The following is a 12398-nucleotide window of genomic DNA, read 5'->3' on the forward strand; positions in this document are numbered from 1 at the left end:
CGGGCGCCAAGCCGCTTCGTCGCTATGCTCCTGCAGGGTCTTGGACTGTCCCGCTTTTCCCGCAGGAGTCGAGCGGACGCTTCTCCAAACCAATAAAATGCTACCTTCTGTAGATAAGACCGTTGATTTCCGCTACGGTGGACGCTTTCCGCGGGTGGGCGCCAAGCCGCTTCGTCGCTGCGCTCCTGCAGGGTCTTGGACTGTCCCACTTTCCCCGCAGGAGTCACCACCTTCGCTCCAATCAACTACACATGTAATATAAATAAATCTTTTGAGAAAAATTGAGGATGAGGCGGTCAACCTAAAAAGGCCATAAAAAAAGTGCCCATGCAGGCGATGCTTACTTTTACTGCTGTGAATTTAAAAAACTCGCTGATTGTTATAAAAAGGTTCTTAAATAACCAAAATATATAAAAATAACAAAAGACATTCGGGATAGGACCATTCTGAATGCCTATTGTCGAAATATTGAAGCCATCACTATTATGAAGGCTTTTCAGTGTGTTTATAATTATAAATAATGGGATCCGGAATTACTTGAATGATTTTCCCTTCCTTATCGATATAAATATACTCAATTTCTTTTTCATCTTTAAAAACAACTGTTGATGTATATAAGGGCCCCTTCATTCCAAAATTGGTTTCAATTTTAAATTCACCTTCATCGTATTTTTCTATCAAATGGTTATATGTCTCTTTTTCAAGTATAAAGAGTTTCATATCCATAGCCAGCTATAGGCGTAATAAGCAATATGACAGTTAAGGTCGTAATAACAATTGCTAATTTTTTTATTGTTCAATGCCTCCTTTTACTTTTATTCGCTTTATTATTTTCCCGTAGATGATTTTTTTTAAAAGAAAGATTTTTGCTGGTACTCTTTGTTAGTTAGTAAATTAACGAACTTTATTGTCACTATACAATTTATTTTTTGGATAATTTTATCTTTTTTAACAAAATATTTTATTTTAGTTTATAATTTTAGTTAAATAAAATTTTAAGGTTGATTGAAATGAATGCAAAATTAGTGAAAATACAAGAAGCATTATTAAAAGATGATTTATCAACGAAGTAAACGATGGTACTCAATTTTGTACACAGGCATGAATAAATGTATGATGGGCGATATTGCGCACTATATTGAGAGTTCTCCTAGTGCTGTAAGTCAAATATTGACACGACTTGAAAACGGAAAATATCTCAAGTGCTACATTAACGTAAACAATCGTCGAGAAGAACAAATTGACAAGCTCATTATTGGAAAATTTAATAACAAAATCCCAGGCGAAGATTTAGAGCAATTGCGCAGCTTAATTTTTGAATCGAAATGTTGAGGAGGAAATTACAAATGATAGATTGGAATAAAGTAAAAGAACAACTTGAAAACACGTTTAATGGTACTGTGCTACTTGCACAAGATGAGACAATTTTATTACAAGGTGCCTATGGCGAAGCTTCTATTCAAACACATGCCCCTATGCAACTTCATCAACGTTTTAACTTAGCTTCTGTCTCAAAACCTATTACAGCATTAGGTATTTTACTATTAGTACAAGAAAATAAAATCACATTAGATGATAATATTAACCAGTGGTTTGCAAAATTGCCTTACGTTAATATTACCGTACGCCACTTATTACATCATACATCAGGTTTGCCCGATTATATGGAATCGTTTGCAGATTATTGGAACGAAACAACATTTGCGACAAATGAAGATGTGCTGCAGCTATTAACTCGATATGCGCCACCTCCCCTATTTGAAGCAGGTGAACGGATGGAATACAGCAATACAGGTTATGTATTACTCGCTCTTTTAATCGAGCGTGTCACTAATAAAAGTTTTTGTGAATATATGACAGAGGCTATTTTTAAACCTTTAAATATGACGCGTACAACTTTAACTTCAACTACTTTCATAGAACAATATACAAATGAAATTGCACATGGCTACGTGTATGATGTGTATGATGGTCAACATGTTGACCCTGCTGAATTTGAAGAAACTAAAAGTACTGTATGTTTGAATTATATTACTGGTGATGGAGGGATCTATTCAACGGTAGAGGACTTATGGAAATTAGGTCGTGCTGTCATTCATGCACAACTATGGGATGAAGCTTTACTTGAGCAAGCCTTTACCCCATCGACTCTGACGGCAGAACAACCTTTTTCTTACGGAATGGGCTGGATTATTTATGAAGATGAACAACTGGGAAAATGCGTATGGCATAACGGTGGCTGGCCGGGCTATGCAACTACATTTAAAATTTATCTGCAATCTAAAACCATTTTTGTCTTTTTACGAAGCAAAGAGCAAGAATTAGATTATGAAATTGCTATCGGTGAAGCGATTGAAAAAGCACTGATAACAAATGAATTACATTTACCGAAAAAGCCTAAGCAATTAAAAGCTGTGCATTTACCGACTGAAATTTTAAAGTGCTATGAAGGCAAATACCAACTACAAGAACATCCTGAACATGCGATTGAAATAGCCTTACAAGAAGACAATCGTTTATATATTTTCTCACCGGGTTCAAACCCACTTGAGTTACATGCGATTAAAGAAGATGAATTTTTCTTACGTGGTTTAGGCATTCTAGTAACGATTAAACAAAATACTTTAACTGTTATCGAAGGCAACCAAAAAACAATCGCAATAAAATAATATCAAATTTGCAGTATTAAGCAGTTGTAGCTTTAAAATAAAGTAACAATGTTTATAAAACAGATAATACCCCTTTGGATTTGTTTATCTAAAGGGGCATTTTATCAAGTATAGAAAGTGAATTCAAACTGGAATCATAATCGTAAAAACAGTGCCTTTTCCTTTCTCACTTTCTACTTTAATAATACCTTTCACTTTATGTATGGTGCTATAAACCATGAGCATTCCTAGCCCTGTTCCTTCCTTTTTCGTTGAATAATAAGGTTTTCCTAGAAAAGAAATTTCCTCATCTGTCATGCCAGTTCCTTGGTCTTTAATTTTTATGATAATGTTCTTTTTCTGCTCTGATATATCAACCGTTAAGGTACCACCATTATCTTTCATGGCCTCAATCCCATTTTTATACAAGTTAATGAAGCATTGTTGCATTTGATTTTTATCAAAAGCTTTATGCAAAGAATTATGAAAACTCACATGTAGATTAACATTATACATATTAGCGAATGGAACAAGTATATTTTTGGCATATTCCGTTTCTTCTTTCAGATCGGAGTCCACCATGTTTTCACATAATGGCTTGGAGAAGGTTAGAAAATCACCCACGATTTTTTCAGCTCGCTTCAATTCTTGTAGTGAGTATTCAACATAATCTTTATCTTTTAATGAGATCGACTCTGAATGGCTTAATAACTGCAAAAAACCGCTCGTAATGGTAAGCGGATTTCGGATTTCATGTGCCACACTAGCTGATAACTCACTTATTACTTGTAATCTATCTGATTGTATAAGTACTTCACGAGCTTTCATATTTGAGATGATACGTTCGATTAAAAGCATTAGAATGGTCATCAAGACAACATGCGTAGTAATGGCATTAATAGATAATATCCAGAACTCTCGGTTAAATGGCATTTGAAAGATTAATGTTGCAAGATAGAAACATACCGATAAAAAAGAGAACATTGTAGCGAAAGAAATTCGATAACGACTATTTAAAGATTTAAACTTATTACTGCACATTGACACAACTACTAATATGATAGTTGAAAACAGCAATGACTGTATGAATCCTTCGCCTCCAATGAAAAATCGATATGCATTAAGTACGACATAAAGGAGTAATGTATGTTTATATCCCCAGTAAAGTGAAACAATTATAAAAGGAATATATCGTAAGTCAAAAATAAATCCACTTTTTAAATGAATGGGTAACGTCATACATAAGACCATAGTTATTGCTATTGTAATGTTTAGTACAAATTTTCTATGATAAAGATTCCCATTTTCAAAAAATATGAGATATGCTAAAAATGGAATCAATAAAAACAGGAAATTTAATAGTAATGTTTGAAACAAAGTTGTACTTCCTTCCGAGATAGATTTAACTTCTATCTTATTTTTAACATAGCTAACAGTATAAAGATAGAATCTACTTTCCGCGGAAAATACCAATCTCTCTAAATAGGCATACTTTTAGTTTTTTCATAATGATGTAGTTTGTAGTAGTCTTATTAGAGGTACACATTGAACCTGCTCTCCCCATTTAAAAGGAAAGGACTAAGAATTCTCTAATATAGAGACGAATTATGCACAAAACAATAACACATGTTCATGCCATTTATTCTAGTACAGGTAATTATAATCTGCAAACTGATAATCTAGAATATCAGTTTGTTCATATAGTCTGTTTTGTAACTTCACGAAGCAAGAGATTCAGAAAACTGAAAAGATGCTATTTCTTATAACGATATTAGTTTCCGTGCAATGAGATGCTCACATAACGTTGCTAACGGTAAGCCAACCACGTTTAAATAATCCCCTTCGATACGATCAACCAAAAAGACACCCTCTGTTTGAATACCGTAGCCACCTGCTTTATCATATGAATCTCCAGTTGAGATGTATGCTTCTAATAATGCATCAGAAACGTTTTTAAAGACGACTGTCGTTTTTTCGACTAAAGTAGTCTCAGTCCCATCCTCTTCAATAATGGCCACAGCAGTTAATACATCATGTGCTGAGTTGCGTAGTGTGCGAAGATGTGACAACGCTTCTTCACGACTCGCTGGCTTATGTAGTAATTGGTTGTCTTTTGTAACGATTGTATCTGCACCAATGACTACTCTACCTGGTGATATATTCGCCACCGCACGTGCTTTTAATAATGCGACCTCTGTGACATATTGTTCGACTTCTGAGGCTTGTACACTCGTTTCCTCTACATCAGCTGTAACAATGTCAAATGGAATATTTAAACGACTGAAAAGCTCTTTTCGTCGTGGTGATGCGGATGCTAAAATAAAAGATTTTGTTGTTTGAAATTGCATAGTTTCACTCCTCATTTTTATCATACAAAAGATGACGGTATTTGCAAAATTGAATCCACTGGGTCAATTATGCCTCGGCATAATTGCGTCCGGAATCGGCTTTGTGCTTGCACAAAGAACTCCTTTCCGATTCCGTGACATCCGCCGGAGGCTTTAACTTCTTTCATCGGGTGTCCAAACACCCGATGAAAAGCACTTAAATCCGCATTAATCTCACCACCTATAGAGGTGGGAGACTTCTGCTGAAAGAAGTTAAATTACAGCTTTTAATTAAAAATATAATAATCGAAATAAAAAAACAGATTCTATATAGACTAAAAATCCCCTTATGTCTAATAAAGACGTAAGAGGAGAAGCTTGTCTTAAAGTAGATACATTATGGTCTCATAGGCTAGGTACACGCTACAAATTGTTAATACTGTAGCAACTACATTTTCCACCTTACTACCTGTTCGGGTTGTAATTGGAAAGCGGACTGTAATGTTAAATGGAAACAATAACTTAATGCCATTTTTTGTAGCCATATCAAGCATATAATGGCTGACCATTCCTATTAATACCCCTGCTGTGATGGATTCATTCGAAATATATGTATTCATGACAATGGCCATAAAGAATAAAAACAGCAAACTATGTGTGAACGATCGATGCCCAAATATCTTATTGACGATTTTAGATGTGATACGAAATGTCCGTCCTATTTTACTACCACTGTGACAAATATCTGGAATCAATGCTCCAACAACACTAAAACCAACTAGCACTATTGGATCGTAATTTGAAACTTGTGCAAAAGCAAGACCTGCTGTAATGCCGCCTATGATGTGAGTATTTCCTGTCATGCTTTCATTCTCCTTAAATCTATTAAAATGTATGCCTTCTTACATTACACTATTTCTATTAATAATTGTATGCAAAATGATGATTATGTGATAAATAAATTAAATTAGTTAGTATATTTTACTTAATTTGTCTATTTGTATTTTTGACTTCGTTTAAGGATATGATTAAAGAAGAGTTGTCCCTCCGAGGTTGGTTCCATTTTTCGTTCAGATAGTGACTCGAATCAAGCACAGAGTAATAACTCCAGAATTCTAATCACTTAGATAAATTTCACTCTCCTCACCTAAAAATTCACATATTAATTGATCTTAATTTACACAACTAATGACGTTACCCCTTAAAGTACTGTAAAATAATATGAAGTTCTCATTAAAGGAGTTATATAAAATGAAAAAATCTGTCCACGTTGTTGGTGCAATAATTGAAAATGAAAAAAAAGAAATTTTTTGTGCGTTAAGAGGTCCTGAAATGTCACTTGCTAATTACTGGGAATTCCCTGGAGGTAAAATTGAAAATGGAGAAACTCCACAACAGGCTTTAAAACGCGAAATTAATGAAGAGTTTAGCTGTAATATTGAAGTTGGTCAAAAAGTAGAAGATACAACTTACGAATATGAAAAAGTTATTGTCCGATTAGAAACATACATGGCCAAAATCGTACAAGGTATTCCTACAATTAGTGAGCACGCTGAAGTACAATGGGTAAAACGTCAAAATCTATCACAACTAGATTTCGCTCCTGCAGATATTCCTGCAGTAGATAAACTAGCTATTCAAAAATAATATACTCTGGGCGTGAATTAAATGGAGCATTTAATACGTAAAATTGAAAGTTCATTACATAAGGGATTTATCAATCAAAGCAAGCCTGTTTCAGCACAATTCAAACCAAAACTACTTACAAATAACGCACATGAAAATGTTCTATCTACTTTATTACAAGAACTAAAAACTTGTAAGGCTTTTACTTTTTCAGTTGCTTTTATCACTGAAGGCGGATTAGCTACTTTAAAAACAATGCTCTATGATTTAGATAAAAAAGGAGTTAATGGCCGAATATTAACTTCAACATTCTTAAGCTTTAATCAACCTAAAATGTTTAAAGAGCTTTTAAAACTAAAAAATGTTGAAGTCCGTTTAACTAGTGTTAAAGGATTCCACTCAAAGGGATACATTTTCGAGCATGAAGATTATTATTCACTAATAGTTGGCAGCTCAAACTTAACTGATAGCGCTTTAAAAACAAATTTCGAATGGAATGTGTTTGTAACTTCACTAGAAGAGGGAGAAGTAATTCACCATTTTAAAAATCAGTTTGATGATGCCTGGTTTGAAGGGACTCCATTAACTAACGATTGGATTTCAACTTATGAACAAAATTATATAGCAGCACCTTTCATAAAAAATAATTCTTCAAATATTATTGAAATGGGAACAGAATACCTTACAAACACTTTAGCAGAGAGTCTTTCTATTAAACCTAACAAAATGCAAAATGATGCGCTTCAACAAATTAAAGCATTACGTGCAACCGGTGCAAAAAAAGGACTTATCATTTCTGCTACAGGGACTGGTAAAACATATTTATCTGCTTTCGATGTTCGAAATTTCCAGCCTAAAAAAATGCTCTTCATTGTGCATCGTGAACAAATTCTAAAAAAAGCGATGTCAGATTATCGTAAAATTTTAGGTGGTAACGAAGAAGATTATGGTATTCTATCAGGTAATTTCAAAGATGTGAAAGCACGTTATCTATTTGCAACGATTCAAACCATCTCCTCAGAAGCTCATCTTCAACAATTTGAAAGCAACGAGTTTGATTATGTATTAATTGATGAAGTGCATCGTGCTGGAGCGAAATCTTATCAAAAGATCTTTAATTATTTTGAACCTGAATTTTTACTAGGGATGACAGCTACACCTGAGAGAACTGATAACTTTAATATATATGAACTTTTTGATTACAATATTGCGTATGAAATTCGCCTACAAGCAGCACTTGAAGAAGATATGCTTTGTCCCTTCCATTATTTTGGTGTTACAGAATATGAAAAAGACGGAGTCAGTGTTGATGAAGTTACTGAGCTACAGAAGCTTGTTTCACATGAACGCGTACATCATATTATTGAAAAGATTAACTACTATGGTTTTTCAGGAGATAAAGTTCGCGGCCTAATGTTTTGCAGTTCTAAGGAAGAAGCTCGCCAATTATCAGATACTTTAAATGATCAAGGATTGAAGACATGTGCTTTAACCGGGGATCATTCACAAAATGAACGTGAAGAAGCCATAAAAAAATTGAACTCTGGTGAGATTGAATATATTCTAACTGTCGATATTTTTAACGAAGGTATTGATATTCCTTTCCTAAATCAAATCGTTATGCTACGTCAAACACAATCAAGTATAATCTTTATCCAACAATTAGGACGAGGGTTGCGTAAACATGATTCAAAGGATTATGTTACGATTATCGACTTTATAGGTAACTATAAAAATAACTATCTAATACCTATTGCTCTGTCAGGTGATCGATCAATGAATAAAGATAACGTACGCCGAAGAACTGTAAATACAGATTATATTCAAGGTGTTTCAACGATAAACTTTGAAGAAATTGCGAAGAAACGTATTTTTGAAGCAATAAATAATACAAACTTATCTACTTTAAAAATATTAAAAGAGACTTATAGTGAGCTGAAAAATCGTTTAGGAAAAACTCCTTTAATGCTAGATTTCATACATCAAGAATCCCTTGATCCGGAGGTAATCGTTAATTACTCTGATAACTATTATTCATTTCTAATAAAAATGAAGGAAGATCTTCCTTCATTAACGGATTATGAATTAAAAACTTTATCCATGTTATCAATTGAACTTTTAAACGGAAAAAGAATTCATGAAGTTTTGTTAATTAACACCTTACTAAAAAACGATTCGATTACTAAATCTGAGTTTATTAAGATATTAAAAGATTTCGGTACATATTTTGATGAAGAGACAATTCAATCAGTTGAAAACCTTTTATCTTTAAACTTCTTTGTATCTGTTGCCCGTGAAAAATATGGAAATAAACCAATAATAATATTGGAAAACGATTATTATAAGTTTAATGATCATGTAGTTCAAAGTTTAAGAGATAAAAATTATAAGAGATTCATTGAAGATATAATTGGATGCGCCTTAGAAAAAAATAAACAATTTGATTCGACTCAGCCATTCACTTTATATAAAAAATATTCAAGAAAAGATGTTTGTCGACTTCTAAATTGGGAGAGCAATGAAGAAGGTACTCTGAATGGTGGACATGTAAAATCAAATACATGCCCAATATTTGTTAATTACCATAAAGTAGAAGATGATGCAACAGTACACTATATGGATGAATTTCTATCAAATGAGGTGTTCAAATGGTGTTCAACTAAAAATAGAAAAATAACTGCAAAAGATATCACACCAATTGTTAAATCTTATTTAGAAAATACTACAGTACATTTATTCGTCAAAAAGCATAATGGTGAAGGAAAAGACTTTTATTACTTAGGAAACGTAAAAGTTGATGAGTCTAGCGCCATAAACGATCAATTAATTGATAAAGGCAAAGCATACAATGTCGTTACAATGAACATGATATTGGAGCATCCAGTAGACTACAATATGTATCATTATTTAGTAGAAGAATAATAAAAACTCGAAGCAAATTCTTGCTTCGAGTTTTTTATAAACTAATTTATTTAGTAAATTAGTCAAAATTTGTCCATTTAAAGTACCATCTATTTTCCAATCAAGTTTTAAAAAGGACTATGTTTACTTATCTACAATTAATTTATTAAAATGTGCTATTACTTAAACACATTCTTCTTATGCCACTTAAAATACTTTTTATTTAACTCACTTCGATTTACACGCATTTTGGGATAAATACCATACTTCTCATAATCGCTTTCATTCAGTCTCTCTGATATATGAATTTTACCAGTACCATCAAATGCAATATAGCCTTTATCGTATAGAGCATCATGATTCCAGCATAGTAACAAACCATTGTATGGATCTAACCTTTCTTCATTCGTGCTATCTTTCCAAGGTTTTGAATGGCTCGCACGTAGCATGGCTGGTAAATCAATTCCACATAGAGCACATTGATGATTCCAGAATGGAGCCAAAGCTTCTTTATACTTTTGTTGTCCTTTGCGAATTTTCACTTTCGCTTCCGCTTCTGTTTCTGCAATAATCGGAATTAGACTATTATGCTCTTTACTTACAATTGGCCCGATCGCAAACTCTAGCTGCTCTTGATCTTCCTCATAAATATTTAAATCGCCTATAAGCTCCAAAAATTTAATCGCTAATAGCTCGTTGCAAGGAAATAGATAGCCCTGATTACCATCGCCATTTTCCTGGAAAGCAGAGTACTTTATAGGAAGGAGTGGCTGAATTTCTTCAAAATTTAATTTAATATTTAACGACTTTTCTAATTCTTCATAAATTGTCTCAACAATATAACCATCAACACTATTTTCACTATTATATGGATTAGCCGATTCATTAAAATCTGTTTTAGTAATACTTACAGCTACAATATCTCCTTTCACATAGTGGAAAATACAGTCCCCTGTTTCCACTTCTTTCATCCGTCCCCAAAAATGTGGAGTTTGACCACTCCTATCTACTTGGTGTGACCAAATAATATTATGTTTTTTCTCTTCTTCATACGTTTGTCCTTGCATAACTATATAAAAATTCACGCGAATACACCTCTTACATTATTCTAATACAATCATACCACTAATAATGTTGTAGACTATAAATTGATGCTTTCATCTACATTGTCAATTCTAAAATAATTGTCTCTCCACCATTAGTATTTTTATTATTTTGGAGGACTACTCCAATATCTTCAAGCATATGCCCTTTATTTAAGATAGCCAACTCCGGTTGACCTTTAAAAAACAACTACAATAAGATAAGATTATGAAAGCAATGGGAGAAAGAGCGATTACGAGGGAGTTACAGCATCCGATGAGTGATATGGAGCTGTCCATAAGGGATACATCATGCAAAACAAAGTAAATAAAAAACAAGAATGCTGTTAAATCAACATACTTGTTTTTCAAAATGTGGCGTCAATGAGTCGGAAGCTGACTTATAAGACAGCCATTTTTGTTTAGTATTCGTAGCTACCAATGATTACGTGATTTTAGGGAAATAAATAGATACTTAATTGATATACATATCAAAATCAATATCTGCACCAATTTTTCCCGCAAACTGGATTATTTCTTGTTCAAGATAAACTACTGGTAATTCTTCATCTTCTATTATGATAACTATATCAAATTTTACATTAGCGTTATACAATCTCTATATTTCTATCAATTCATTATCTTTATCTCGGATGAGTTCTAAGAGTTCATTAAGTGGTTCATTTAAATTGATGGTTTCGATCTTTCTATGTAAACTATTATACAATTTTCATAAAAAAATTTGATCATTAAGAGATGTGAAATTCCACAATCATGGCCAATTGTAGAAGTACGCTTATTTATATAATTTTAGCTAGACATTCTTTTATTTAAAATGAACAAGTATGTAATTAGAATTAAATTAACAACTAAGACAATAATACTGCCTTCAATTTTATAGATGCCACCTGAAATTAATGGATTTCCTTGAAACGTACTGTTTAAGAGATTTGGATAATCACTTGGCAAAGAAACACCACCAAATATAATCGCTCCAATTGTATTCCAAATGAAATGAACAATTATTGGTGCTACTATTGTGCCTGTGTATTCTAATAGTAGTGTTACCAGTATACTCATTGAAACAACATTAAGCACTGAGATAATACCTGCTTCAAATGCACCACCGTGCATCGCAGTAAATAAAATAGTAGTTAAAACGGTTGCTACAATTACATTATATTTTTGCTTCCATAATTGATATAGATATCCTCTCATCAACAATTCTTGCAATACAACATTCAATAGTGATGCCAAAATCCAAATCCATATGTAATCAATATCGTTTTGACCTTGAATATTTATTGTCTTTGTAAGTAAAAGGACAGCTATCACACTACCCAACCATAAGACACCTAGTACAACACCAATTAAAGAATTTTTAAAGAATCTTGAAGCTATGGGGATCTTTAATTGCCCCTTTTCTATTACTGAAACAAAAATAATAGAAAATAAAATTACTAAAGCAAGTGGTACGAATTCCCACCATAATCGTAATAATGCCTGACTATTTGTCCGTATATCAGGCGTAAAAGAAATTAAAATTGCCCATCCGGTAAAAAAGATAACTGTTTTTAAAATTGTACTTATTAACTTTTTCATTATTGGTTCCTCTCCAATTACTGTGCATATTATATAGTTCATATATTTAACAAAATGACCATTTCACGGAAAGTCGTTATGCTATTTTTAACATAAAAATCTTCTTTAGACAAACTACATCCAAAGGGGTTAAACGGTGCAACTTTTTTTAAAACAGTATAACTTTATTTAAAACGGTACGACTTCATTTAAAAGCCATAGGTAGGCTCTAC

At 32.9% G+C, this 12398-nt stretch carries 10 protein-coding genes; 3 read left to right on the plus strand and 7 right to left on the minus strand.

Going from position 1 to position 12398, the window contains the following annotated elements; genetic code table 11:
* Nucleotides 1-483: 483 nt before the first annotated feature.
* Nucleotides 484-720, minus strand: coding sequence for a hypothetical protein (locus tag ACZLO7_RS13385; RefSeq protein WP_464937548.1), 237 nt, complete (start codon nucleotides 718-720; stop codon nucleotides 484-486).
* A gap of 626 nt (nucleotides 721-1346) precedes the next feature.
* On the opposite strand from ACZLO7_RS13385, the gene ACZLO7_RS13390 reads away from it, so the two are divergent.
* The gene (locus tag ACZLO7_RS13390) at nucleotides 1347-2669 is read left to right on the plus strand and encodes a serine hydrolase domain-containing protein (protein WP_464937547.1); all 1323 of its coding nucleotides are present in this window, start codon (nucleotides 1347-1349) and stop codon (nucleotides 2667-2669) included.
* Between the two features lie 123 nt (nucleotides 2670-2792).
* Here the strand turns inward: ACZLO7_RS13390 and ACZLO7_RS13395 are convergent, their stop codons facing one another.
* From ACZLO7_RS13395 to ACZLO7_RS13405, 3 genes are all read right to left on the minus strand, one after another.
* Complete coding sequence (locus tag ACZLO7_RS13395) at nucleotides 2793-4025, minus strand: ATP-binding protein (protein WP_464937546.1); 1233 nt, start codon at nucleotides 4023-4025, stop codon at nucleotides 2793-2795.
* Nucleotides 4026-4408: 383 nt separating this feature from the next.
* Nucleotides 4409-4996 carry a Maf family protein gene (locus tag ACZLO7_RS13400; protein WP_464937545.1) on the minus strand — a complete coding sequence of 196 codons (588 nt, stop codon included), beginning with the start codon at nucleotides 4994-4996 and terminating at the stop codon, nucleotides 4409-4411.
* Nucleotides 4997-5358: 362 nt separating this feature from the next.
* Entirely contained in the window at nucleotides 5359-5838 is a 480-nt protein-coding gene (locus ACZLO7_RS13405; protein ID WP_464937544.1) for a metal-dependent hydrolase, read from the minus strand.
* 388 nt (nucleotides 5839-6226) lie between these two features.
* Between ACZLO7_RS13405 and mutT the strand changes: the two genes are divergently transcribed.
* Nucleotides 6227-6622 (plus strand): 8-oxo-dGTP diphosphatase MutT, encoded by a 396-nt coding sequence (gene mutT / locus ACZLO7_RS13410; protein ID WP_464937543.1) that lies wholly within the window; start codon nucleotides 6227-6229, stop codon nucleotides 6620-6622.
* A 21-nt stretch (nucleotides 6623-6643) separates the two neighbouring features.
* Nucleotides 6644-9523, plus strand: a complete 2880-nt coding sequence (locus ACZLO7_RS13415; RefSeq protein WP_464937542.1) for a DEAD/DEAH box helicase — start codon at nucleotides 6644-6646, stop codon at nucleotides 9521-9523.
* A gap of 158 nt (nucleotides 9524-9681) precedes the next feature.
* Here the strand turns inward: ACZLO7_RS13415 and ACZLO7_RS13420 are convergent, their stop codons facing one another.
* The 3 genes from ACZLO7_RS13420 to ACZLO7_RS13430 form a co-directional block, all read right to left on the minus strand.
* Nucleotides 9682-10587 carry an HNH endonuclease gene (locus ACZLO7_RS13420; protein WP_464937541.1) on the minus strand — a complete coding sequence of 302 codons (906 nt, stop codon included), beginning with the start codon at nucleotides 10585-10587 and terminating at the stop codon, nucleotides 9682-9684.
* A 472-nt stretch (nucleotides 10588-11059) separates the two neighbouring features.
* Nucleotides 11060-11200, minus strand: a complete 141-nt coding sequence (locus ACZLO7_RS13425) for a DUF4279 domain-containing protein (RefSeq protein WP_464937540.1) — start codon at nucleotides 11198-11200, stop codon at nucleotides 11060-11062.
* A 194-nt stretch (nucleotides 11201-11394) separates the two neighbouring features.
* Nucleotides 11395-12186: a CPBP family intramembrane glutamic endopeptidase gene (locus ACZLO7_RS13430; RefSeq protein ID WP_464937539.1), complete on the minus strand. Its 792-nt coding sequence runs from the start codon at nucleotides 12184-12186 to the stop codon at nucleotides 11395-11397.
* Nucleotides 12187-12398: the final 212 nt, after the last annotated feature.

This window comes from Viridibacillus sp. d25.2 (assembly GCF_055456015.2).

Bases quoted from the DNA above. Each gene is read 5' to 3' on its own strand.
- ACZLO7_RS13385 (WP_464937548.1), bottom strand. From the start codon at position 720: ATGAAACTCTTTATACTTGAAAAAGAGACATATAACCATTTGATAGAA.
- ACZLO7_RS13390 (WP_464937547.1), top strand. From the start codon at position 1,347: ATGATAGATTGGAATAAAGTAAAAGAACAACTTGAAAACACGTTTAAT.
- ACZLO7_RS13400 (WP_464937545.1), bottom strand. From the start codon at position 4,996: ATGCAATTTCAAACAACAAAATCTTTTATTTTAGCATCCGCATCACCA.
- ACZLO7_RS13405 (WP_464937544.1), bottom strand. From the start codon at position 5,838: ATGACAGGAAATACTCACATCATAGGCGGCATTACAGCAGGTCTTGCT.
- mutT (WP_464937543.1), top strand. From the start codon at position 6,227: ATGAAAAAATCTGTCCACGTTGTTGGTGCAATAATTGAAAATGAAAAA.
- ACZLO7_RS13415 (WP_464937542.1), top strand. From the start codon at position 6,644: ATGGAGCATTTAATACGTAAAATTGAAAGTTCATTACATAAGGGATTT.
- ACZLO7_RS13430 (WP_464937539.1), bottom strand. From the start codon at position 12,186: ATGAAAAAGTTAATAAGTACAATTTTAAAAACAGTTATCTTTTTTACC.